Below are 23,473 nucleotides of genomic sequence, written 5' to 3'. Positions count from 1 at the left end.
CCGTATGACGCACCGCTTCCCCTGGCTGCGTGCAGCCGCCGCGGCCTGTGTCGCCGGTGTCGCGCTCGGCGCGGCGCCGGCCCACGCAGGCATGTTCGACGACGACGAAGCCCGTCGCGCCGTGCTCGACCTGCGTAGCCGCACCGACAACCTGACCAGCCAGTTGTCGGCCGCGCAACGCACGATCCTCGACCAGTCCGGCCGTCTCGACCAGCTCAACCAGCAGGTCGCGACGCTGCGCGGGCAGAACGAGGACCTGACCAACCGCCTGACCACGCTCGAGCGTCAGCAGCGTGACGGCTACAGCGACCTGGACACGCGGCTCAAGAAGTTCGAGCCCCAGCAGACCACGGTCGATGGCGTCGAGGGCACGGTCCAGCCCGGGGAAACGGACGCGTTCAATGCGGCTTCGCAGCAGTTCCGCGCCGGCGACTTCAAGGGCGCGGCGGCTTCGTTCCGCGCCTTCATCGCCAAGTATCCGCAGAGCCCCTACCAGCCGGTCGCGCAGTACTGGCTCGGCAACGCGCAGTACGCGCTGCGCGACTACAAGGGTTCGACGGCGACCTGGCAGGCGCTGGTGAAGGCCTTCCCGCAGCACCCGCGCGCCGGCGACGCCCTGGTGGCGATCGGCACCAACCAGCTGGAGCAAGGCCAGAAGGCGGCCGCGAAACGCACCTTCGAACAGGTCGTCTCGCAGTTCCAGGGTTCGAGCTCGGCGCAGGCGGCACAAGCCAAGATCGATTCGATCAAGTAGGCGAGATGGAGCGGCGGCAAGCCTGTCGAGGGGCGATTCTTGACAGGCTCGAAAAATCTCCGCTATAATTTCGCCTCTTTGGGTCGTTAGCTCAGCTGGTAGAGCAGCGGACTTTTAATCCGTTGGTCACAGGTTCGAATCCCGTACGGCCTACCAAAGCATCAAACAGAAAGCCCGGTCTCGCGACCGGGCTTTCTGCTTTTGCGCGCCGCCGCAGCGAATCAAGCCGCTGGCTCAGCAACTCAAGCCACCGAATACCCCCCGTCGGCCACCAGCGCATGCCCCGACACATAACTCGCATCGTCCGACGCGAGGAACGCGACGATGGTCGCCATCTCCCCGGCCGTGCCCCAGCGCCCCGCCGGCGTGCTCGTGGCGAAGGCCTGCTGGGCCTCGACCGACGGCCAGATGCCGCGATGATGAAACGGCGTCTCGATCAGTCCCGGGCACAGCGCGTTGACGCGCACGCCGCGCCGGAACCACTCGATCGAGGCGGTCTTGGTCAGGCCGACCACGGCATGCTTGCTGGCGATATAGACCGAGGCATTCTCGAAGCCGATCACGCCGCCCATCGAGGCATTGTTGATGATGCTGCCGCCGCCCTGCGCGAGCATCAGCTCGGCTTCGTAGCGCATCGAATTCAGCACGCCGCGCACGTTGAGGTCGAACACCTGCTGGTAGCGCTCGGCCGTCTGCTCGACCAGCGGCGCGAAGCTGCCCTCGGTGCCGGCATTGTTGAAGGCGATGTCGAGCCGGCCATAGGTGCCGGCCGCGAAGTCGACCAGCGCCCTGACCTCCGCCTCCTGCGCGATATCGGCAACGAAGGCTCGCGCCTCGCCCCCGGCCGCCGCGATCTCGGCCACCAGGCTGTCGAGCTCCGGCTGGCGACGCGCGGCCACCACCAGCTTCGCGCCGCGGCGCGCCAGTTCGATCGCCGCGGCGCGGCCGATGCCGGAGCTGGCGCCCGTCACCAGCGCGACACGTCCCGCGAGTTGCCCTTGAATCTTCGTTTCCATGATTTCGCTCCTAGGCTTGGCGGCCGCTTCGCCGCCGGTTGATCGATTCGACAGAGCGAAGTATCGGAGCCCGGCTCATGAAAATAAATGGAACGATCGAGCATTGAAAATTCCTTAACGAGGAACATTTCGCGTCAAGGCCGAAACGACTGGCACGGCGCCGGGCGCAGCCCGCAAGACACCAGCGGCCCGCCCCGCTTCGATTGACTCGCGCCCCGCAACGCGGGAACAATGAGCGGCCGGAACAGCCTCTTCCCGGTCATTCTTCCCAGCGGAACAATCGATCATGCTAGATCGCCTCGAATTGCTGACCGTCTTCTCCGCCGCCGCCAAGGCGTCGAGCTTCCGCGACGCGGCGCGCCGGCTCGGCGTCTCGCCGCAAGTGGTGACGCGCGCGATCCGCGAACTCGAGCAGCGGCTCGGCGAGACGCTGTTCCACCGCAACACGCGGCGCGTGCAGATCACCGCCTACGGACAATGGTTCGCGGCGAACGCGCAGACGGCGCTGGCCGGCATCGACGCGCTGTTCGATGCAGCCGGCGCCGCGCAAGCCGACGACGTCGCGGGCACGGTCCGGCTCACGGCGCCCGGCTATTTCGGGCGCCATTACGTGATGCCGATCCTGATGGAGCTGGCGCGGCGGCACCCCGGCCTCACGCCCGACCTGCGCCTGTCCGATACGCCTTCGGCGGTGGTGGACGAGCGTATCGACATCGGCGTGCGGGCCGGCTCGATCGGCGACAACCGCTTCGTCGCGCGCGAGGTAGGACCGCTGCCGATGTGGGTGGTCGGCGCGCCCGCGCTGATCGAGCGCGTCGGCGAGCCGAAGACGCCCGCCGCGCTGGCCGCCCTGCCCGTCACCAGCCTGATCGACCGCGCCAGCGGCCGTCCCTGGCCCTGGCTGTTCCGCGGCGACACGCCGTTCCAGACGCCCGCCCCGATCTTCGTCACCGACGACGTCGAGGCCGAGATCGCCGCGACCTGCGCGGGCCTCGGCTTCAGCCAGTGCGCCGAATACCTGGTCCGCCCGCAGCTCGAGAACGGGCGGCTGGTTCGCGTGCTGCGCCGCTTCGAGCCGCAGCCCTGGAAGCTGCACGTCTACCGCCCGCAACGCGGGCCGGTGCCCAGGCGGATCCGCGTGGTGTTCGATGCGCTGGTGGCGGGGCTGGCCGGCGCGACCTGGCGCGGCTGACTCACGCCACGACATCAGCCGTTCAACATCCGCCCGCCGTCGACCACCATCTCGCTGCCGACGCTCCAGGCCGATTCGTCCGAGGCCAGGTGCAGCACCGCGCTGGCCACCTCCTCGGCCAGGCCGAAGCGACCAGCCGGAATCGAGGCGAGGATCTCGCGCTCGACCTGCTCGCGATATGCATCGGGAATGCCGAGCTTGTCGTAGAGCGGCGTGTCGACGGGCCCCGGGCTGACCGCGTTGATGCGCACGCCGCGCTCGAGCAGCTCGCTCGACAGCGTCTTCGACAGCGACAGCAAGGCCGCCTTCGAAGCCGCATAGATCGAGGAACGCGCCGCGCCGACGTGCGCGTTGATCGAGGTATTGAGCACCACCGAGGCCGGATTCGCGAACACCGGCAGCAGCGCCTGGATCAGGAAGAACGGGCCCTTGAGGTTGACGTCGAGCGAGCGCGCGAACATCGGCTCGGTCCACTGCTCGATCGGCAGCCAGACCGATACACCGGCATTGAGGAAGGCGACGTCGAGCTGGCCGTAATGGTCGGCGACGGCCTGCGCGAGCCGCTGCTGCTCGCCGAGCTCGGCCGAATCGGCGCGCAGCGCCAGCACCTCGCTGCCGAGTTCGGTGCGGGCGCGCTCCAGGCGTTCCGGATCCTGGCCGGTGACGATCACGCGCGCGCCTTCGGCCAGAAACCGCTTGGCCGTGGCCAGGCCGATTCCGCTGGTGCCGCCGGTGATCAACGTGCGTTTGCCTTGCAAGCGGGACATGAGTGCTTCTCCTTGATGGAAATGGATGAGGGGCGACGGCGGCCGATCCGCCGTTCGCCACCCATCCAGCATGCCGCCCTGCCTCGAAAAGCATAAGACACTCGATTTACATACAATTCATGCTCGATTCGCATGAATGAGGTTCGGGATGGATCGCTTCCTGTTGATGAGCTGCTTCGCCCGCGCGGTGGAAACCGGCAGCTTCTCGGCCGCCGCACGCGACCTCGGGCTCGGCCAGCCCAACGTCAGCCGCCACGTGGCCGCACTGGAGGCGCATCTGCGCGTGCGGCTGCTGCATCGCTCGACGCGCCGGCTCTCGCTCACGCCCGAGGGCGAGCGCTATTACGCCGAGGTGCGGCGCATCCTCGACGCGGTCGACGAATCTGAATCCTCCCTGCGCGACGAGCTCGCGCCCTCTGGGTCCCTGCGCGTGGCCTGCCCGACCGCGCTGGCCCACGCCTTCGTGATGCCGCAGGTGCCGGCCTTCCTCGAACGCTATCCCGGCCTGTCGCTCGACCTGCAGATCCAGGACCGCTACGTGAACCTGCTCGACGAGGGCGCCGAGCTGGCGATCCGGATCGGCCACCTGGAGGACAGCGCACTGCGTGCGCGGCGCATCGGCCGCTTCGCGCGCGTGTGCGTGGCGAGCCGCGACTACCTCGCGCGGCACGGTGCGCCGGCCACGCCGGCCGCGCTGCGCGAGCACGACTGCATCGTCTATACGCTGCTGGCCTCGCAGGCTGCCTGGCCGTTTCGAGACGGCGAGGTCGCCGTCTCGGGGCGCCTGCGCGTGAATTCCCCGCAGGCGGTGCAGGAAGCGGTGCTGGCCGGCGTCGGCATCGCCCACGGCCCGCGCTGGCTGTTCGAGGCCGGCCTCGAGGACGGCCGCCTGCAACTGCTGCTCGACGAGCATGCCGCGCCGCCGGTGCCGATCCACCTGCTGTACGCTGCGAACCGCCTGCTGTCGCGGCGCGCGATCGTGTTCATGGACTTCGTCGCCGAGCTGTTCGCGCGCGTGCCCGCGTTGAACCTGCCCGAGCCGCCGCGCCGCTAGCCCGGCGCGGCGCATCTCACTGCTTGACCACTCCGGCCCGACGACGACTACGGCTGGCTCAGCGCCGACGACCAGATCTCGCAGAAAGCGCGCATCCTGCTCGCGCTGGGCCTCAGCGGCACCAACGACCCGGCGGCCCTGCAGACTATGTTCGGGAGATATTCAGGAAGAAGCGGAAAACGGAAGCCGAGCGGCGCTCAGCGGCCGAGCCGCATGCGGATCGACTCGAGCTCGGCCGGCAGCTTGCGCGAGACCGGCTTCGCGCGCGGCTGCTCGACGAAGCCGAGGCGCCGGTAAAGCGCGGCCGCGCGCGGGTTGCTCAGCAGCACGTCGAGCACCACTTCGCGGCCCTCGCCGTCGGCCAGCGCGCCGGCGCGACGGGCATCCTCGAACAGCGCGGTGAACACGCCGGTGCCGCGCCAGCGCTCGTCGATCGCGCAATGGGCGACATGCGTCTGGGCGCGCTTCGGCGCGGGCAGCTCGCCCTCGAGCACCAGCCCGCGCAGCAGGGCCGCCACCGTGCGGCGCGCTCCGAACACGCGCAGCAGCATCCAGGCCACGTGCGGATCGTCGAGGCTCGTCAGGCGGCCGTCGTGGACGGCCAGCACGCCCGCGATCCGGCCGTCGGGCGCGAGCGCGACGCGATGGCGGCGCCACGAGAAACGGCCATGCGAAGAGGCGAAGGCCGTCGCCAGGAAGGCCGTCATCGCCTCGGGCGCCGCGCCGAGGAAGAAACCGAATTCGCGCACGCCTGAAGCGAGGACCAGCGGCGCGCAGGCCGCCGCATCCTCGGGACGCGCGGCACGGAAGGTCCAGCCGGCAAGCGTGGCCGCCATCGCGATGCCTAGCGCGCGAGCCGCGCCAGCGCGGCCACGGTGCGGGTGATCTGCTCGGGCTCGTGCGTCGAGCAGATGAAGAAGCGCAGCCGCGCGGCCTTCTCCTCGACGGCCGGATAGAAGATCGGCTGCACGTTGATGCCCTCGTCGAACAGCGCATTGGCCCAGCGCGCCGCCTTCAGCGAGCTGCCGGTGATCACCGGCACCACCGCGTAACCCTCGCTGGTGCCGGTATCGAGACCGGCCGCGCGGGCCTCGTCGAGGAACTGCTTGCCGCGCTCGCGCAATTGCGCGACACGCCCGGGCTCGCGCTGCAGCACTTCGAGCGCGGCCAGCGAGGCGGCCGCCAGCGCGGGCGCGAGGCCCACGCTGTAGAGGAAACCGGGAGCGAGATGGCGCAGCATGTCGACCAGCGGCTGGCAGCCGGCGATGAAGCCGCCGCAGCCGGCCAGGGTCTTGGAGAGCGTGCCCATCCAGAGATCGACGTCCTCGGGCGCGACGCCCGCGTGTTCGCGGATCCCGCGCCCGGTCGCGCCGAGCACGCCGAGCGAATGCGCCTCGTCGACCAGCAGGAAGGCGCCGTGGCGATTGCGGATCTCGACGAACCTCGGCAGCTCGGGCAGGTCGCCGTCCATGCTGTAGAGCCCCTCGATCGCGATCAGCACGTTGCGATACTCGTGGCGCACGCGCGCCAGCAGCGCATCGAGCGCGCGCCAGTCGTTGTGCGGGAAGCTCAGGCGCTTCGCGCCGCTCAACTGCGCGCCCTGCACGATGCTGTTGTGCGCGAGCGAATCGTGGACGATCAGGTCGCCGGCGCCGAACAGCGAGCCGATCACGGTGACGTTGGTGGCATGGCCGCTGACGAACACCACGCAGTCGTCGGTCTCGTAGAAGCCGGCCAGCGCCTGCTCCAGCTCGCGCTGCACGGGCCGCTCGCCCGCCACCATGCGGCTGGCCGAGGCCGAGGTGCCGTAGCGGTCGATCGCTTCCTTGGCGCGCGCCGAAACGCTCGCCTCGCCCGCCAGGCCGAGGTAGTTGTAGTTCGCGTAGTTCAGGTACTCGCGCCCGCCGATGGTGGTGGTGGCGCCGGCCAGCCCCTCATGGACGCGGAAGAACGGCGATTCGACGCCGAGCTTCTCGCCCATCTCGTGCATGATCCGGACCTGCTGGTACTGCGGCATCGATTCGAAACGGCTGCGCGGCGACTCGTGCGCCGTCGAGGCCGGCACCGGCACGGCGGCCGCGCCGCCTTCGGTGACGCGCTCCAGTTGACGCTTGAGCGCCTTCGCAGCCAGTTGCTGCCGGAGATGATCTCCCAATCCCATCGATTCGTTCGCCCGTCTGTGCTTGGTCAAGCTCGTTATGTTACGCCTTGAGCTCGACCCATTCCCAGGCATCCGGCGTCGACAGCAGCGCGTCGACCAGCCGGAAGTTCATTTCGTGGCTGGGCCGCAACGCCGTGACGCGCGCCAGCAGCGGCGCGCCGGCCATGGCGAGGTCGCCGACCAGGTCGAGCACGCGGTGGCGCACGAACTCGTCGGGCACGCGCAGGCCGCCCAGCACGCGGCTGCCGACGATCGAGGCGGTGCACGAGGGCCGCGCGCCGCGCAGGATCGGTACGCCGCGCAGGTAGCCGGCGAGGATCGCCGGCACCGCCCACTTGACGCGTCCATACGAACGCGAGGGCGCGATCTCGGCCGCGAAGGCCGCGGGCGTGATCGCGCCGCTCCAGTGCATCTCGCCGAAGCCCTTCAGGTCGTTGCGCACGCTCAGCTCGTAGCGCGGCGCCGGCTCGATGCGCATCTCGCGACGCGCGCCGCCCTCGCCGTCGGCCACCGTCAGCGGCCGCAGCACGCGGATGAAGCGCTTGGGCGCCGCCAGCGCGCGGCGCCCGCAGGCGCGGATCGCCGCCAGCCAGGGGCTCGCGCTGCCGTCCAGGATCGGGATCTCCTCGGCGTCGAGCTCGACCAGGGCGTGATCGATCTCGCTGGCCAGCAGCGCGGCGAGCAGGTGCTCGACGGTGCGCACGCCCACGCCATCGGGATGCAGCAGCATGGTGCAGAGCGGCTGCGCGCGACGCAGCGCCGGATCGACGCCGAAGCTGGCCAGCTCGCGGCCGCCTTCGAGACGCCGGAAGCGGATGCCGCGCGTGGCCGGCGTCTCGCCCTGGGCAGGCAGGATCCGCACCCGCACGCGCCGGCCGGTATGCAGCCCGTGGCCGTCCAGCGCCAGTTCGGCGGCGAGCGTGCCCTCGCTGGCCTGCCAGCCGTCCGGCGCCGCCGTCATTGCACGACCCCGAGCCGGACCAGCTTGCCCTTGTGCTCGGTCGTGGCGCCCTGCGCTGCCTGCGCGGCAACCTGTTCCGCCGCCGCCACCGCCTCGACGGCAGGATCGTTGGCGGCCACCTTGAGCACCGCCTTCGCCTCGCTGTCGAGCCCGTGCCGGGCGGCCAGCGCGGCGACCTCGTCGCGCTCGCCGCCCGAGCCCGCATTGGCCTCGGCGGCCGCGATCGAATCGACGATGCGGCCCGCCAGCGACTGCACGGTCGCGCCGTCGGCGATCGCCATCACCGACAGCTTCACCTCGAACACCTCCTCGACCGCGAGGCCGAGCTCCATGCCCATCAGCGAGTCCATGCCCATCTCGAGCACCGACTTGTCGAGCGCGATGCGATCGGCCGTCATGTGCAGGATCCGCGCGATCTGGGCGCGCAGCGATTCGGACACCAGGGCCACCGCCTCCTCGCGCGGCAGCGCGGCGACCTGGCCACGCAGCTTGTCGCCGCCATCGCGCGAGGCGTCGCTGCCGGCGCGCGTTTGCATCTGCGCATAACGGCGCGCGCCGGCCGCCGGCATGCCGCGCGACAGCGCCTGCCAGTCGATCCGCACCACCGCCTCGCCGGCGCCGCCTTCGAGCAGCACGCGCTCGAGCGCGTCTAGCGCCTCGGCCGAGCGGATCGCCGCGCCGCCGATGCGCGCCTGCAGCGCCTCGCGCGTGCCGTCGTGGCGCGCCAGGAAACCGACGTCCTCGAGCGGCCCCCAGGCCATGAAGCTGGCCGGCAGCCCGGCCGCGCGGCGATGCGCGACCAGCGCCTCGAGGAAGCTGTTGGCGGCCACGTAGCTGGCCTGCCCCGGATTGCCGAGGTAGGTGGTGGCCGAGGAATAGAGCACGAACCAGTCGAGCGCCATGCCGCGCGTGGCGCGATGCAGGTTCCAGGCGCCGGCCACCTTGGGCGCCAGCACGGCCGCGAAACGCGCATCGTCGAGATTGCGCACCAGGCCGTCGTCGATCTGCATCGCCGAGTGCAGCACGCCCTTGAGCGGCGTGCCGCGCGCGACGATCCGCTCGACCAGCGCCGTCACCGCCCGCGCATCGCCCACGTCGCAGGCGGCCACCTCGACCGTCACGCCGAGCGTGTCGCGCCAGCGCGCGACCTCGGCCGCGGCGGCATCGCCCAGCACGCCGCCGCGGCTGGCCAGGCTCAGGTGGCGGGCGCCGCGCTCGACCAGCCGGCGCGCGGTGGCGAAACCGAGCCCGCCGGTGCCGCCGATCACGAGATAGGCCGCGCCCGCATCGAGCGCGAGTCGAGGCGCCTCGGCCAGGCCATGGGTGGGTGCCGGCGTGCCCAGCGCATAGGTGACCAGCACCTTGCCGATCTGGCGCGCCTGCTGCATGTAGCGGAAGGCATCCTCGGCGCGTTCGGCCGGGAACGCGCGATACGGCAGCGGATGCAGCGTGCCGTCGGCGAACAGCTGCATGACCTCGCCGAACAGGCGCGCGGTCAGCTCGGGCAGCACGCCCATCAGTTGGTCGGCATCGATGCCGAAGTAGCTGATGTTGTTGCGGAACGGACGCAGCCCGATATGGCTGTTCTCGTAGAAATCGCGCTTGCCGAGTTCGAGGAAGCGGCCGAACGGGCGCAGCGTGTCGATGCTGCGCACCATCGCCTCGCCGGCCAGCGAATTGAGCACGATGTCGACGCCCTGCCCGCGCGTGAGGGCGCGGACCTGGTCGGCGAAGGCCAGGCCGCGCGAATCGAGCACGTGGTCGGCGCCGAGCAGGCGCACGAATTCGCGCTTCTCGTCGCTGCCCGCGGTGGCGAACACCTCGGCGCCGAAGTGGCGCGCGATCTGGATCGCCGCGATGCCGACGCCGCCCGCGCCGCCGTGGATCAGCACCCGCTCGCCGCGGCGCAGGCGCGCCAGCTCGACCAGCGCGTACCAGGCGGTGAAGAAGGTAGTGGGGATCGTGGCGGCTTCCTCGAAGCTGAGGCGCGCCGGCTTGGCGGCGATCGCGTCGGCGCGCGTCACCACGCGCGTGGCGAAGCTGGCCGGCGCGAAACCGAGCACCGCGTCGCCCGGCGCGAAGCCGCTCACCTCGCGGCCGACGCGCAGCACGCGCCCGGCCAGCTCCATGCCGATGGTGGCGCCGGCGAAGCCGTTCTCGACCGCCTCGTCGGAGAGCAGGCCCATGGCGTACATCACGTCGCGGAAATTGAGGCCGGTGGCGACCGGCTCGATCTCGACCTCGTGCTCGCCGAGCGTGCGCGGCGCCTGCGCGAACCATTCGAGGTTGCGCAACGACCCCGGCGCCTCGAAGGCCAGCACGGCGGGTACCTTGGCCGCCGCCGGCCGGCGCGCGGCCGCGCGCTCGGCGCTCAGCATGCGCGGCACCAGGCGCGCATCGGCCCGCAGCAGCACCTCCTCCTCGGCCAGGTCGACCAGCAGTTCGCGCGCGAGCCGCGCCGGCTCGACGCCGCCCGCCGGATCGAGATCGATCAGCCGGCAGCCGAGCTCGGGATGCTCATTGGCCAGCACGCGGCCCAGGCCCCACAAGGTGGCGTGAGCCGGCGCCTGCGGCGCGGCATCCTCGAACGGGGCCGCGCCGCGCGTCACCACCGACAGGCGCACGCCGGCCGCGCGATGCTCGGCGTCGAGCGCGCGCACCAGGGCCGCCAGGGCAATCGCGCCCGAGGCCTGCGCCTGCATCAGTTGCTCGGCCGACGCATCCTCGTCGAAGCGCGCGGCCGGCGCGCAGAACACCAGGTGGGTCGCGTCGGTGGCCGGCATGGTGGCGATGAATTCGGCGCTGCGCCGCGCATCGACCACCTCGACCACATGGCCCGCGTGCGCAAGCGCGTCGGCCAGGGCGGTGCCGATCGGCTCGGCATCGTCGCCGGCCGTGACCACCACCCACTGCTCGGCGCGCTCGAGCGCGTCGAGGCTGTCGTCGTCGGCCTCGGCCGCCGCCTCGGCGACGGGACGGCGCGCCAGCACCAGGCTCGGCGTGCCCTCCAGCTCCAGGTCCTGCTCGGCGTGGCGCACCACCTCGACCAGGCCCGCACGCTCGCAGAGCGCGCCCAGCTCGGCCGGTGTCAGCGAGGCGGTGCGGCCGTCGGCCGACTGCAGGCCGAACACGATGTCGGCGAAGCGGTTGTGGCGCGCCTCGGCCAGCACCACCAGCCCGCCCGGCGCCACCCAGGCACCGATCGAGGCCAGCACGTCGGCCGGATCGCTGCGCCCGGCCAGGGCGCGATCGACCAGCACCAGGTCGTAGAGTTCGTCGGGCTCGGCCTTCAGCGCGAAGCGCTCGCCGGGCAACTGCGCGACCGTCGAGATGGCAGGCATCGCATCGGCATCGAAGGCCGCCAGTTGATCAGGGGTGCCGACGATGGTGCGCTCGCAACGATCGGCCGGCAGGCGCATCGTCAGCGGCCGCAGCATGTCGCCGCGGGTGGATTCAATCTCCAGCAGGCGCAGCCGGCGCGGCGCGGACCAGCCGTCGACGGCCGCCGCCGCGCAGCCGGCCATCACCGCATGCAGGTGCTCCCAGCTCGGCGAGGCGTCGAAGAATTGCTCGACCAGGCTCTTGCCGGTCGGCGACAGCACGCGGGAGGCCTCGATCTCGCCCGCGAGCACGCGCGTCAGGGCCGCGCCGCAATGCGCGAGCAGGGTCAGCTCGGCGACGTGATGCGGCGATTCGGCCAGCAGGCCGCGCCAGAGCTCGTCGAGCGGCGGCAGCGCCGCGCAGGCCTGGTCGTCGCGCACCAGGCGATCGCCGTCGCGATGCGCCAGGCCGTCCTCGATGATCATTTCGGCCAGGCGCGCGATCAGCGCCGCCTGCGGATGGGTCGGCAGCGCAGGCGTGGCGAACGCATCGATCGCCTCCAGCGCGCGCAGCGCGTAGAGGCTGGCCAGCACGTCGAGCAGCGGCAGCATTTCGGTCAGGTGCTTGCCGCGGCGCGCGCCGTCCTCGTGCGTCGCGGCCCTCGCCACCGCCTCACGCAGCAGTTCCGCCGGCGCGGGCAGCGCCGCGGCGCTGGTCTCGCCCGGCAGCGGCCGGTGTTCGAGCGCATAGACGAAGCGCGAGGGCGCATGATGGCGGCCGAGCAGGTCGATGCGGCGGAAGCGGCAGGCCGCCAGGCGCGCGGTGACGCTGCCGTGCGCATCGAGGAAATCGAACGAGGCCACCACCGAGTGCGGGCTGCGGCGCTCGATGCGCACCAGCACGCGCTCGATCGCGTCGCCGCGCAGGTAGTCGACGCGGCCGATCTGCACCGGCACGTAGGCGGCGCGATCGCCGTCGCCGGCCACGCCGCCGAGCAGCACGAAAAGCGGATGGAAGCCGCTGTCCATCAGCGCCGGATGCAGGCGCCAGGCCGCCAGCGCGGCCGCGTCGCCGGCCTCGGCGGGCGCGGCCAGCTCGGCCAGCGCGGTCTCGCCGGCCACCCTCACCTTGCGCACCCAGCGGAAGGCCGGGCCGTATTCGAGGCCGATCGCCGCCGTGCTCTGGTAGAGCGCCGCGCCGTCGAGCGCCGGCTGCGCGCGCAGCGCATGCAGCGTCGCGCTCGGCACCACCGAGTTCGCGTCGAGCGTGGTGCCGCTCGCCAGCAGGCGGCCCGTCACGTTCAGCGTCCAGGGCATGTCGCTCATCCGGTCGCGCGTCTCGATCTGGAACACCGAGGTCTCGGGATCGATGCGCAGGCGGAACAGCTTGGCTTGCTGCGGCTGGAACACCACCGGCGCGCGGATCTCGAGATTCTCGAGCGCCGCCTCGTGGGTTTCGAGGTAGACGCGCGCGGCGGCCAGCGCCATCTCGACGTAACCCGCGCCGGGGAAGGCGACGCCGCCGTCCACCACGTGGTCGGCGAGCAGCGGCAGCTTGGCCGGGTCGAGCTGGTTCTCCCAGCCGAAGGCGTGCTCGTGCAGCCGGTAGCCGAGCAGCGGATGCTCGCGACGGCGGTTGACGAGGTTGTAGCCCTCGACGCTCGACGCCAGCCAGTGATGCTCGTGCTGCCATGGATAGGTCGGCAGCGCCACGGCCGGGGCCGCGGGCACGAAGCGGTCGAGATCGACGTTCGCGCCATGCGCGACGGCCGACAGGATCGCGCCGTCGAGCGTGGCCGCGCCGCCCTGCTGGCGCTTGAGCGTGGGCAGCACCGCGCCCTGCGCCTGCGCGGCGGCCAGCCCGTGCTTCATGTAGCTGCGCAGGATCGAATGCGGCGCCACCTCGATGAAGACCCGCGCGCCGTCGGCGATCAGGCTCGCGATGCCGTCGCCGAAACGCACCGGCTCGCGGATGTTGCGCCACCAGTAGCGCGCGTCGAGCGCGGTGCCGTCGAGCCTGGCGCCCGTCACGGTCGACACGAAGCTGCCGTCGCCGGACGCCGGCGCGAGCCCGGCCAGCTCCGTCAGCACCAGCGGCTCGATGCTGTTCATCTGGCGGCTGTGGAAGGCGTAGTCGAGATCGAGCAACTGGTAGAAGCGCCCACTGTCGCGCTGGGCCGCCTCGATCGCCTGCAGGCCCTGCAGGGTACCCGCCAGCGTGACCGCCTCGGCGCTGTTGATGCCGGCCACCTCGACCAGGCCGGCGAGGCCGAGCCGCGCGATGGCCTCGTTGGCGGCGGCTTCGCTCAGGCCCACCGCGGCCATCCGGCCGGTGCCGCGGGTGGTGCCCTGGGCGCGGCTGCGGATCTTGATCACGCGCACCGCGTCAACCAGTGTGAGAATGCTCGCGGCCCAGGCTGCCGCGACCTCGCCGACGCTGTGGCCGATCGTCAGGTCGTGCAGGATGCCGCGCGATGCCAGCACGCGCGTGAGGCCCACCTGGATCGCGAACAGCAGCGGCTGGGCGTTCTCGGTGGCGGCCAGCCAGGTCTCGTCGACGCCGGCGCGCATCGCCTCCACCAGCGAGGCGCTGCCGTCGGCACGCCAGAGCGCGTCGACCTCGTCGAGCGCGTCGCGGAACAGCGGCGATTCCTCGTAGAGCTGCCGGCCCATGCCGGCCCATTGGCAGCCGTTGCCCGAGTAGACGAGGGCCACCCGGCCCGGCTCGGCCGGCGCCTCGCCGCGCACCACGCCGGCGGGAGCAGCGGTGGCGTCGGCGGCCAGCGCCGCCAGCGCGGCGCGCCCCTCCTCGACCGAGGCCGGCGCGATCACCAGGCGATGGGTGAACCACTGGCGGCGCCGCGCGGCGGTGGCCGCGACCGACTGCCAGTCGGCGCCACCCTCGAGCACGGCCAGGTAGCGCTCGGCCAGCGAGCCGAAGGCCCGAGGCGAGCGCACCGTCAGCACCAGCGGCGACAGGCGCGCAGCCGGCGCCGCCGTGACGGCCTCGGCCCGCGGCGTATCCGCCCCGGCGGGCGCCGAGCTCAGCACCACGTGGGCATTGGTGCCGCCGAAACCGAAGGAGTTGATGCCGACCGTGAGCGGCGCCTCGTCGTGCTCCTCGTGCTCCTCGTGCTCGCCATGCTCGCCGTCGAGCGCGGTGTAGCGCTCGACCACGCGCAGCCGGCCGCCCACGAAATCGATGGCGGGGTTGGGCGTCTGGAAGTGCAGCGAGCGCGGCACCGCGCGGTGCTTCAGGCACAGCACGGCCTTCAGCAGCCCGGCCATGCCCGAGGCGGTTTCCAGGTGGCCGATGTTGGTCTTGATCGAGCCGATCAGGAGCGGTTTGTCGGCAGGACGTCCGGCCGACATCACCTCGATCAGCGCGCGCGCCTCGATCGGGTCGCCCACCGCCGTGCCGGTGCCGTGCGCCTCGAGATAGGACACCGCCCGCGGATCGACGCCAGCGCGCGCATAGACGCTGCGCAGCAGCTCGGCCTGGGTGGCCGCGCCCGGCACGCTGATGCCGCCTTGCGTATAGCCGTCGGAATTGACGCCCGAGCCGGCGATCACGGCGTGGATCGTGTCGCCGTCCGTCAGCGCGCGCTCGAGCGGCTTGAGCAGCACGAAGGCGCCGCCCTCGGCGCGCACGTAGCCGTCGCCGCTGGCGTCGAAGGCGCGGCAGCGGCCGCGCGGCGAGAGCATCGAGGCCTTCGAGAAGCTGACGAAGCCGAACGGGTGCATCAGCAGGTTCACGCCGCCGGCCAGCGCCATGTCGGTTTCACCCGAGCGCAGCGCCTGCACCGCCTGGTGCAGCGCGACCAGCGAGGACGAGCAGGCCGTGTCGACCGACAGGCTCGGGCCGCGCAGGTCGAACAGGTAGGACACGCGGTTGGAGGCGATGCTGAGGGTATTGCCGGTGGCCGAGTATGGATCGACCGAATTCAGGTCGTCCATGCTGCGATTGCCGTAGTCGGGACTCGCCACGCCGACGAACACGCCGCAATCACGGCCGCGCATGTCGAGCGGACGCAGGCCGGCATCCTCGAACGCCTCCCAGGCGAGTTCGAGCAGCAGGCGCTGCTGCGGATCCATCTGCGCCGCCTCGCGCGGCGAGATGCCGAAAAATGCCGCATCGAATCCCGCGATGTCGTCCAGCACGCCGGCCGCGAACGTGTAGCTCTTGCCGGGCTCGCGCTTGGAGGGATGCTGGTGGAACTCCGTGCCGAAGCGCCCGGCCGGAATCTGCGTGACGGCATCGCGCTCGTCGCGCAGCAGGCGCCAGAGTGCTTCCGGATTATTGACGCCCCCGGGAAAGCGGCATGCGATCCCAACAATTGCAATCTTTCCGTTCATCTTTATGTCGTTTTCTCTGGTGCCCGCGACTGGTCCATGCGACTTCCACCACCCTGCTGTGTCGCTTGCAGCAGCAGGCCCCCCAGCATCTCGGCCTGCAAGTCCCGACGTTCGGGTTTATCGACCCCGAAATTCCGCCAGATGAAATAATCGCTGCGCTCCGGACTCACGTCCAGCCCGTCGAAAATACGCGGCAGGGCCGGAACATGATCGCCGTAGAAACAGACCACGGTCCGCCTGTCGCTCGAACGCAAATGATCCAGCAGGCGCCCGAGCATTGCATCTGCATTTTCAATATGTCGCAAATACGCGGTCAGGTCCCGCCATTGGGCATCGTCGCCGAGAGTATGCCGCGAAGCCGCCTCGCCCGGCTGCACTGTTTCGAGATGCAGGGGACCGTGGTTTTCCATCGTCATGGCGAACACGAAACGCGGTCGGTCCGGCCCCGCCGTCTCCAATTCCGCAACGATCGCCTCGCCGACCGCCGCATCCGCCACGTAAGGGCCGGCGCGCGATGCCGAGGCGAAATGACCGATGTCGAGGAAACGCTCGAAACCGAGCAAGGGAAATACCCGGTTTCGTCCGAAGAAATCGGCGTAATAGGGATGGATCGCGACTGTCTCGTAACCGCCACGGCCGAACCAGGCGGCCAGCGAGGCGAGCGGCCGCCTGATGAAGGCGTAAGGGTAAAAACGCGCGTAGCCGAGCGACCGGGAAGCGGTGCCCGTCAACACCGCGAACTCGGTGCGCATGGTGTTCGCCCCCCAGGCCGGCACCGTCATCTCGCCGTGCCAGGCGGCTTCGCTGCGCGCCTGGTCGAAACAGCGCAACAGGCCGGGCTCGATCGCCGTGCCGAGCCGGCGCGCATCGAAGAACGACTCGCTCTGGATCAGCACCACGTCGGGGCACAGGACCGGTTCGCCGGTCGCGAACGGCGAGGCGGCCAGGCATTCGCGAAAGCGCCGGAAGGTGGCCGGACGCAGGCCATTGAGCAGGTAGGCGACGAATACCGCGAAAAAGCCGTGGCGACGCTGGTCGATCGAGGGCTCCAGCGTGAGCGGCAAGCGCGCGGCGATCGCCACCGCGAGCGCGAACGACAGCGCCACCGCCAGCCAGGACGGCGCGGCGGCGGCAGGCGGCAGGGGCCGCTCGGCGACGAAGCCCGCGATCACGAGCACGATGCCCGCGCCGATCGCGACGACCTTGCCGGCGCTCAGGAAGGGCAGATAGAGCCGCGGATGGGCAAACAACTGGCTGAACAGGCTCAGGTCCGTGAAGACGAACGGCTCGCGCAAGGACTCGTATTTCGCATTGCTCACGGCCGCCACCAGCCCGACCAGCGCCAGCGCCGCGCAGGCCGAGAAGATCGGCCGCGACGTCAGCGCGAACGCCAGACCGGCGAGCAAGCCTACCGAAAGAATGTGAAGCATTGACGACAGCAACGGCCGCGCCAGCGGCGCGCGCGGCACGGCGATCGCGTCGAGCGCGAACGACAGCGCGATGGCCGGCACCATGGTCAGGATGAGGGCAAGCGACGCGCTCAATTGGCGCGGTCCTTCGCGGGCAGGTAGGACAGGCGGTCGAGGATCGCGTCCGCGAGCGCGACGGGCAGCAGCGGCAGCAGGCGCATGCCGAACGCGAGCAGGGCCGGGAAGGCGATCTCGCTGCGGCCCGCCTCGAGCTTGCGCCGGATGTGCGCGGCCGCGCGCTCGGCGCTCCAGAGGAAGGGCTTGTCGCCGGGGAACACGTCGCTCATCGCGGTCTTCACGAAACCCGGCAGGATCACCGTCACGGCCAGGTCATCGCGCTTGAGCAGGGGCCGCACGGAGTCGGCCCAGGCCTTGATCGCCGACTTGCTGGCGCAATAGGCGGGCGAGATAGCCATGCCGCGCAAGGCGGCGATCGAGGCCACCACCGCGATCCGGCCGCGACGGCGCGCGCGCATGCGCTCGATCACCGGCAGCACGGTATTCAGCATGCCGTAGAGATTGGTGTCGATCACGGCGCGGGTACGTTCGGCATCCTCCCAATCGTCGGCGGAGGCAATCGTGCTGGCGACGCCTGCATTGGCAACCAGCAGTGTGATGGGGTAGCGCGCATCGAAGGCATCGAGCCAGGCGCCGATCGCCGCCGCGTCGCGCACGTCGACGATGCCGGCCTCGACCGTCGCGCCGCGCGCTCGGCAGGCCGTTGCGGCCGCATCGATACGCTGCGGGTCGCGTCCGACCAGGCCCAGCACCACGCCCGGCGCGGCGTGGGCCAGCGCGAGCGCGAAGCCCAGGCCGGCGCTGGCGCCGGTGATGACGACATGAGCCGGGGCCGGGTTACGCATCCGCGCGATCCAGGCGGTCGACCGCCCCTCGCACCGCCATCTCGATGCCGGTGCGCGTGTAGAAATCGCCGTTGATCTGCGTGTGGTGCATCACGTAGTCGAGGAATGCGTGATAGAGGATCATGTCGGGCAATTCGCCTTGATGCCAGAAGTCATCGAGCCTGCCCTGCCAGGTCAGCCCCGGCATATTGTAGATCGCCGCGCCGAGCGCGATCAGGGGGCGCTCGTGGTGCAGCGCCGACAGGCCGACCGTGCTGTTGACCACCACCACGCCGCGCGAGCGCTCGAGCAGGGTCGGCAGGTGTCCCGAGTTGATGAAGCGAATCCGCTCGCCGATGCCGGCCTCGCGCGCGATCGACAGCGCGAAGCGGCGATACTCGATCATGCCGGTGTCGAGCGGATGGTTCTTGATCAGCAGCATGGCGTCCGGGGGGGCGTGCCGGGCGAACGAACGCACCACGTAGTCGATCGCATCGCGCACGCCCTCGAACGGGGAATGCACGACGATCTGCGCATCGGAATTCAGCTGCAGCGGAAACAGGTAATAGGGGCGGCCGGCATCGAACAGTTCGCGCGTGACGCGTTCGGCATGCCGGCGATGGCGCCCTTGCAGCAGCGCGCGAAACGCCAGGCCGCCGTATTCGACGAAGCCGTTGCGCGGCCGGTGGCTGCGATAGCGGGGAAAACGCCAGGCCAGCAGCGCATTGGCGACGCGGTAGCTGATGTCGTGGAAGACGCGTTCGTAGAGGTTGTAGCCGGTCGGCTCGCCGGGTTCGGCGGCCGGGGTGAGCTCACGCAGGCGCAGGTATTCGGCGGGATCCCGCGGCATGCGCGAGCGGCCGTTGACGCCGTGCGACTCGAGCGTGATCCAGTGCGGGCGGACATACCCCTCCTCGAACACGTGCACGCGCAGGCCATATTGCTCGGCGATCGGATGCAGGGGGCGATGGACATCGCGGCAGTCGCCGAACATCAGGACGTCGGTGATGTTTTCGCGCTGCACCAGGGCGGTGTACCAGGCAGGCAGGTCGGCAGGCCTGCCGCCGTGATTCATGGCATGGCCCATCCTGCCGTAGAACCAGTCCCCACCGCAGAAATTGACGCGATGCACGGCATGGCCACGCGCGGCGAGCGCCTCCGCCAGGCGACTGAAAAACAGTGAAGCCGTGCCTTGCAGCACTAGAAATGAGCGAGGCATCGGTATGGATAACGGACAGTGCGGGCTTGCGAGGCGCCCGATCGGCACGCGGCGGCGGTCTATGCGCGCCGCCTGGTGAACCCTATTCGAAATCTTGCCCGCGAGTCGATAGCCGTTTCGGGCAGTCACGGAATATAGCATTCTGATACAAACAAAAACAGCCTGACTCAAAAAGTTCACCAAACTACGGGGTGCCCCGCCGGCACGATGGATGGCGGAACTAGGCACGGGCCGATATAATCAGCCGCCCCGGTATATCGGTTCGGCATCCTGCTAGCTTTCAGCCCGGCATTCGCAAACGAGCCACGGCGGGAAGCAGGCAGTTCGATGCATCCGGGCCCGTCGTGAATCGAGCCGCAGCAGGGCTCTCGTTCCGTACCGCGCTGTCTTATTTCCGCCCAGGGTCGCGTCGCTGACATGCATGCGCCGCCCGTCGGCTCCTAACCGTGACGGAAGAAAGTTGGAAAACGTAACCCGTAGCGACCTGCCCCCCTCCGCCGGAGCCAAGCGAAGCCTTCGCGAGCGCATCAAGGGAATCAACCGGATCTTCCTGCTGACCGTCGCCGTGCCGACCACGCTGGCGATCATCTACTTCGGCCTGATTGCGTCGGACGTCTACGTTTCCGAATCGCGATTCGTGGTGCGCAGCCCGCAAAAGCAATCCCAGACCAGCATCGTCGGCGCCTTGCTGCAGGGTTCCGGCTTCGCTCGCGCGCAGGACGATACCTATCCCGTCATCGACTACATCGAGTCGCGGGATGCATTGCGCGAGCTGAACACCGGCAACTACATCGCCGATGCCTATTCCGAGCACGGGGATTTCATCAGCCGCTTCAATCGCTTCCTGGACGGCAGCTTCGAGTCGCTCTGGCGCTACTACGGCAAGCGGGTGGTGAACGTGGAGTTCGACGCCACCTCGTCGATCACCCGGCTGCAGGTCAGGGCGTTCACCGCCGATGACGCGGCAAGGATCAACGAGCGGCTGCTGTCGATGAGCGAGCGCCTGATCAACCGCATGAACGAGCGCGCGGCAACCGACACGATCCAGTTTGCCCAGCACGAGGTGGACATCGCCACCGCCAAGGCCAAGGACACGGCCGCCGCCCTGGCCGCCTATCGCAAGACCTACACGGTGTTCGATCCCGACAAGCAGTCGGCACTCCAGCTCCAGCAGGTCACGAACCTGCAGACGCAGATGTTCGCGGCCCAGACGCAGCTCGCCCAGCTGCAGTCGATCTCGCCCAAGAATCCCCAGATTCCGGTACTGCAGACCAATATCGCCAACATGGCGAAGCAGATCTCGGAAGCCAGCACCGGCGTGGCGGGCGGCAAGAACTCGCTGGCGGACAAGGCCGCGGCCTACGCCCGCATGCAGCTCGACGCGCAGTTCGCCGAGAAGCAGCTGACCTCCGCCATGACTGCCCTCGAGAATGCCCGCGCCGATGCGCAGCGCAAGCAGCTGTACCTCGAGCGGCTGGTCCAGCCCAACGTTCCCGACGTGGCGATCGAACCCAAGCGGCTGAAGGCGATCTTCGAGGTCTTCGCGCTCGGCATGATCGCCTGGGGCATTCTTTCCTTGCTGCTCGCCGGGGTTCGTGAACACCACGACTGAGGAACCGGAACATGGTGCACCACAATACGCCCCTGCTCGCCTCGGCCAAGATCCAGGCGCGCGTGGTTCGCGCCTTGCTCATGCGCGAGATCCTGACGCGATACGGGCGCCACAACGTCGGCTTCCTGTGGATCTTCTTCGAGCCGATGATGTTTACGCTGGGCGTGCTCGCGCTTTGGACCGCCACCAAGCTGACCCACGGCGCCTCGCTATCGATCACGACATTCGCCATCACCGGCTACTCGTCGGTGCTGCTGTGGCGCAACTGCGCGAATCGCTGCGCACTCGCCATCCTGCCCAATCAAGCGCTTCTCTATCACCGCAATGTCCGCGTGATCGACCTGTTTCTCGCCCGGCTGCTGCTCGAAATCACCGGCGCGACCATGTCCTTCGTCTTCCTTTCGCTGTTCTTCATCACGATCGGCATGATGGAGCCGCCGAACGACATCTCGCTGGTGCTGGGCGGCTGGGTGCACCTGGTTGCCTTCGGCACGGCCCTGGGGTTCGTCATCGGCGCCTTGAGCGAGCGCAGCGAAACCGTCGAGCGTGTCTGGCACACCGTCGCCTACCTGACCTTCCCGCTCTCCGGGGCGGTGTTCATGGTCGACTGGCTGCCGGAAAAATTCCAGAAGGTCGTGCTCTTGCTGCCGATGGTGCATGGCACGGAAATGTTGCGCAGCGGATATTTCGGCTCGGCCGTCAAGCCGCATTACGACGTCGCCTACATGATCACCTGCGATCTGGTTCTGATGCTGATCGGCCTGTACCTGGTGCGTGACGCCGGCCGGCGGGTGGAACCCGAATGATCGAACTCAGCAATGTCTGCAAGGACTATCACACCCGGCAAGGCCGCCGCCGCGTGCTCAGCGACATCGACCTGCGCGTGGCGCCCGGCGAGAAGATCGGCGTGCTCGGCCGCAACGGCGCCGGGAAGTCGACCCTGATCCGCCTGATCAGCGGCGCGGAGCTGCCGACCAACGGCAGGATCCACCGCTCGATGAGCGTGTCCTGGCCGCTGGCCTTCGGCGGCGCCTTCCAGGGCAGCCTGACCGGCATGGACAACCTGCGCTTCATCTGCCGCGTCTATGGCGCCGACGCGAAGGCGGCCGAACCCTTCGTCCAGGAGTTCTCGGAGCTCGGCTACTACCTGCGCGAGCCGGTCAAGTCCTATTCGGCCGGCATGCGCGCGCGCCTCGCTTTCGCAATCTCCATGGCGATCGAATTCGACTGCTTTCTGATCGACGAGATCGTGGCGGTCGGGGACAGCCGTTTCCATGCGAAATGCCACCACGAGCTGTTCGAGAAGCGTGCGGACCGGGCACTGATCATCGTCAGCCACGACGCCGGCTACATCCGCCAACACTGCGACCGCGCCGCCGTGCTGCAACAGGGGCGGCTGCATCAGTTCGACCATGTCGACGATGCCTATGCGTTCTACCAGGAACACGCCGCCTGAGTGCCCGCCGCGATGCCGTCGCCAAGGATCCTGCTCGCCGCCGCGCTGATGGAGCTGGCCACCTGGTGCCATCGCCCCGCCACGCGGCTCGCGCGACGCGCGGTCCAGGCAGTCGCGCCACGCGACGCCGGCCTGGCCGTTGCGGGCCGGGCACGCGAACTGCTGGTCGACGTGTCCATCATCGCGAAGCATGACGCGGGCACCGGCATCCAGCGCGTGGTTCGCTCGCTGCTGCGGCAACTGATCGAGGCGCCGCCTCCCGGTTTCGTGGTCAGGCCCGTCCTGGCAACGCGCAAGCTCGCCTACCGCTACGCGGACGATTACCTGGCCTCGTTCGGCGCGGCTCCGATCGATACCGGGCGGCACCGTCTGGATCCGCGGTCCGGCGACATTTTCCTGGGGCTGGACCTGACCAGCCGGATTCTGCCGCGGCGGCAATTCGACTTTCTCGCCTGGAAGGCGAAGGGCGTGCGGCTCACGTTCGTGGTTTACGACGTGCTGCCGGCCCATCATCCTCAGTGGTTCACCGCGCGTGGCAACCGGTCCTTCCGTCACTGGTTCTCGACCATCGCCATCCATGCCGACAGCTTGATCAGCATCGCCCGCACCACGCGCGACGCCGCCGCGCAGCTGATGCAATCCCGCTTCGCGATCGACGCGTCGAGCCTGCCGATCCGGCATTTCCCCCTCGGCTGCGACATCGATGACCGGGCCCCCGATCGGGCCGGAGCAAGCGCCCGGGAGACGCGCGCCCGTTCCGACGGCCCGACCATCATCATGGTGGGCACCATCGAGCCACGCAAAGGCCACGCCCTGGTGATCGACGCGTTCGAGACCCGGTGGCGCGAAACGGACGATCCGGCCCGGCTGGTCATCATCGGCCGGCTAGGCTGGGGCATGGATGCGTTCGCCGCGCGGCTGGCTCAGCGTTGCGCTGCATCCGCAGGGAAATTGAGCTGGATCGACGATGCGGACGACGATTGCCTCGCCGAGATGTACCGGCAAGCCGACGGGCTGGTGTTCGCCTCCGAGGCGGAAGGTTACGGGCTGCCCATCGTCGAGGCCGCGCATTACGGCATTCCGCTGCTGCTGCGCGACCTGCCCATCTTCCATGAAATCGCCGGCGAGCATGCCAGCTACTTCACGGCCGCGAACGGTGACGAACTGGCCGGGCAACTGGCAGGCTGGCTGGCACGACTCGATCGTCGCGATGCGCCGGACAGCGCGTCGATCACGCCCCTCACCTGGCGCGACAGCGCCGCCGCACTGAAAAACCTGTTGGCGTCCCGGTAAG

At 69.7% G+C, this 23,473-nt stretch carries 16 protein-coding genes and 1 tRNA gene; 8 read left to right on the top strand and 9 right to left on the bottom strand.

Annotated features, from left to right (window positions below; genetic code table 11):
* Window positions 1-4 precede the first annotated feature (4 nt).
* Together ybgF and F3J18_RS13870 are read left to right on the top strand one after the other, a co-directional pair.
* Entirely contained in the window at window positions 5-754 is a 750-nt protein-coding gene (gene ybgF, locus F3J18_RS13875; protein WP_025101561.1) for a tol-pal system protein YbgF, read from the top strand.
* Between the two features lie 80 nt (window positions 755-834).
* Window positions 835-910: transfer RNA gene (locus F3J18_RS13870), tRNA-Lys, on the top strand.
* Between the two features lie 86 nt (window positions 911-996).
* Here the strand turns inward: F3J18_RS13870 and F3J18_RS13865 are convergent.
* Window positions 997-1,770 (bottom strand): glucose 1-dehydrogenase, encoded by a 774-nt coding sequence (locus F3J18_RS13865; protein ID WP_105849103.1) that lies wholly within the window; start codon window positions 1,768-1,770, stop codon window positions 997-999.
* A gap of 286 nt (window positions 1,771-2,056) precedes the next feature.
* Between F3J18_RS13865 and F3J18_RS13860 the strand changes: the two genes are divergently transcribed.
* A complete protein-coding gene (locus tag F3J18_RS13860) occupies window positions 2,057-2,962 on the top strand; it encodes a LysR family transcriptional regulator (protein WP_166913133.1) in 906 nt (301 codons plus the stop codon).
* A gap of 14 nt (window positions 2,963-2,976) precedes the next feature.
* Here the strand turns inward: F3J18_RS13860 and F3J18_RS13855 are convergent, their stop codons facing one another.
* Window positions 2,977-3,729 (bottom strand): SDR family oxidoreductase, encoded by a 753-nt coding sequence (locus F3J18_RS13855; protein ID WP_166913132.1) that lies wholly within the window; start codon window positions 3,727-3,729, stop codon window positions 2,977-2,979.
* A gap of 148 nt (window positions 3,730-3,877) precedes the next feature.
* Between F3J18_RS13855 and F3J18_RS13850 the strand changes: the two genes are divergently transcribed.
* A complete protein-coding gene (locus tag F3J18_RS13850; protein ID WP_166913131.1) occupies window positions 3,878-4,783 on the top strand; it encodes a LysR family transcriptional regulator in 906 nt (301 codons plus the stop codon).
* 197 nt (window positions 4,784-4,980) lie between these two features.
* Here F3J18_RS13850 and F3J18_RS13845 read toward each other — a convergent pair whose 3' ends face one another.
* The 7 genes from F3J18_RS13845 to F3J18_RS13815 are packed head-to-tail and all read right to left on the bottom strand — an operon-like array spanning window position 4,981 to window position 19,111.
* Window positions 4,981-5,619 carry a GNAT family N-acetyltransferase gene (locus F3J18_RS13845; protein WP_166913130.1) on the bottom strand — a complete coding sequence of 213 codons (639 nt, stop codon included), beginning with the start codon at window positions 5,617-5,619 and terminating at the stop codon, window positions 4,981-4,983.
* An 8-nt stretch (window positions 5,620-5,627) separates the two neighbouring features.
* The gene (locus tag F3J18_RS13840) at window positions 5,628-6,944 is read right to left on the bottom strand and encodes an aminotransferase class I/II-fold pyridoxal phosphate-dependent enzyme (protein WP_160639876.1); all 1,317 of its coding nucleotides are present in this window, start codon (window positions 6,942-6,944) and stop codon (window positions 5,628-5,630) included.
* Between the two features lie 40 nt (window positions 6,945-6,984).
* Window positions 6,985-7,905, bottom strand: a complete 921-nt coding sequence (locus F3J18_RS13835) for a UDP-3-O-acyl N-acetylglycosamine deacetylase (protein WP_166913129.1) — start codon at window positions 7,903-7,905, stop codon at window positions 6,985-6,987.
* Window positions 7,902-15,581 (bottom strand): type I polyketide synthase, encoded by a 7,680-nt coding sequence (locus F3J18_RS13830; RefSeq protein ID WP_166913128.1) that lies wholly within the window; start codon window positions 15,579-15,581, stop codon window positions 7,902-7,904. Before F3J18_RS13830 ends, F3J18_RS13835 begins: the two co-directional genes overlap by 4 nt.
* 2 nt (window positions 15,582-15,583) lie before the next feature.
* Entirely contained in the window at window positions 15,584-17,125 is a 1,542-nt protein-coding gene (locus F3J18_RS13825) for an LTA synthase family protein (RefSeq protein WP_205195429.1), read from the bottom strand.
* Complete coding sequence (locus F3J18_RS13820; protein WP_166913127.1) at window positions 17,122-17,913, bottom strand: SDR family NAD(P)-dependent oxidoreductase; 792 nt, start codon at window positions 17,911-17,913, stop codon at window positions 17,122-17,124. The genes F3J18_RS13825 and F3J18_RS13820 overlap by 4 nt, the downstream gene beginning before the upstream one ends.
* The gene (locus F3J18_RS13815) at window positions 17,906-19,111 is read right to left on the bottom strand and encodes a capsular biosynthesis protein (RefSeq protein ID WP_025098464.1); all 1,206 of its coding nucleotides are present in this window, start codon (window positions 19,109-19,111) and stop codon (window positions 17,906-17,908) included. The genes F3J18_RS13820 and F3J18_RS13815 overlap by 8 nt, the downstream gene beginning before the upstream one ends.
* A 460-nt stretch (window positions 19,112-19,571) precedes the next feature.
* On the opposite strand from F3J18_RS13815, the gene F3J18_RS13810 reads away from it, so the two are divergent.
* Genes F3J18_RS13810 through F3J18_RS13795 form a run of 4 tightly spaced genes read left to right on the top strand, consistent with a single transcriptional unit; the run spans window position 19,572 to window position 23,472 of the window.
* Window positions 19,572-20,723, top strand: coding sequence for a hypothetical protein (locus F3J18_RS13810; protein ID WP_166913139.1), 1,152 nt, complete (start codon window positions 19,572-19,574; stop codon window positions 20,721-20,723).
* Between the two features lie 11 nt (window positions 20,724-20,734).
* Complete coding sequence (locus F3J18_RS13805; protein WP_025098466.1) at window positions 20,735-21,529, top strand: ABC transporter permease; 795 nt, start codon at window positions 20,735-20,737, stop codon at window positions 21,527-21,529.
* Window positions 21,526-22,179, top strand: a complete 654-nt coding sequence (locus F3J18_RS13800; protein WP_166913126.1) for an ABC transporter ATP-binding protein — start codon at window positions 21,526-21,528, stop codon at window positions 22,177-22,179. The genes F3J18_RS13805 and F3J18_RS13800 overlap by 4 nt, the downstream gene beginning before the upstream one ends.
* Entirely contained in the window at window positions 22,180-23,472 is a 1,293-nt protein-coding gene (locus F3J18_RS13795; protein ID WP_345891743.1) for a glycosyltransferase family 1 protein, read from the top strand. It abuts the gene before it with no gap.
* Window position 23,473 lies beyond the last annotated feature (1 nt).

The sequence above is a fragment of the Burkholderia sp. Ax-1720 genome, from assembly GCF_011753035.1.
In the GTDB taxonomy this organism is placed as follows: domain Bacteria; phylum Pseudomonadota; class Gammaproteobacteria; order Burkholderiales; family Burkholderiaceae; genus Burkholderia; species Burkholderia gladioli.
The sequence above is the reverse complement of the archived record's forward strand: the minus strand, read 5'-3'. Positions and strand labels throughout refer to the sequence as shown.

What these genes read in the sequence shown, in the direction of transcription:
- F3J18_RS13840 (WP_160639876.1), bottom strand. Translation starts at nt 6,944, where the DNA reads ATGGGATTGGGAGATCATCTCCGGCAGCAACTGGCTGCGAAGGCGCTC.
- F3J18_RS13845 (WP_166913130.1), bottom strand. Translation starts at nt 5,619, where the DNA reads ATGGCGGCCACGCTTGCCGGCTGGACCTTCCGTGCCGCGCGTCCCGAG.
- F3J18_RS13855 (WP_166913132.1), bottom strand. Translation starts at nt 3,729, where the DNA reads ATGTCCCGCTTGCAAGGCAAACGCACGTTGATCACCGGCGGCACCAGC.
- F3J18_RS13860 (WP_166913133.1), top strand. Translation starts at nt 2,057, where the DNA reads ATGCTAGATCGCCTCGAATTGCTGACCGTCTTCTCCGCCGCCGCCAAG.
- F3J18_RS13820 (WP_166913127.1), bottom strand. Translation starts at nt 17,913, where the DNA reads ATGCGTAACCCGGCCCCGGCTCATGTCGTCATCACCGGCGCCAGCGCC.
- ybgF (WP_025101561.1), top strand. Translation starts at nt 5, where the DNA reads ATGACGCACCGCTTCCCCTGGCTGCGTGCAGCCGCCGCGGCCTGTGTC.
- F3J18_RS13805 (WP_025098466.1), top strand. Translation starts at nt 20,735, where the DNA reads ATGGTGCACCACAATACGCCCCTGCTCGCCTCGGCCAAGATCCAGGCG.
- F3J18_RS13865 (WP_105849103.1), bottom strand. Translation starts at nt 1,770, where the DNA reads ATGGAAACGAAGATTCAAGGGCAACTCGCGGGACGTGTCGCGCTGGTG.
- F3J18_RS13830 (WP_166913128.1), bottom strand. Translation starts at nt 15,581, where the DNA reads ATGAACGGAAAGATTGCAATTGTTGGGATCGCATGCCGCTTTCCCGGG.
- F3J18_RS13835 (WP_166913129.1), bottom strand. Translation starts at nt 7,905, where the DNA reads ATGACGGCGGCGCCGGACGGCTGGCAGGCCAGCGAGGGCACGCTCGCC.
- F3J18_RS13800 (WP_166913126.1), top strand. Translation starts at nt 21,526, where the DNA reads ATGATCGAACTCAGCAATGTCTGCAAGGACTATCACACCCGGCAAGGC.
- F3J18_RS13850 (WP_166913131.1), top strand. Translation starts at nt 3,878, where the DNA reads ATGGATCGCTTCCTGTTGATGAGCTGCTTCGCCCGCGCGGTGGAAACC.
- F3J18_RS13815 (WP_025098464.1), bottom strand. Translation starts at nt 19,111, where the DNA reads ATGCCTCGCTCATTTCTAGTGCTGCAAGGCACGGCTTCACTGTTTTTC.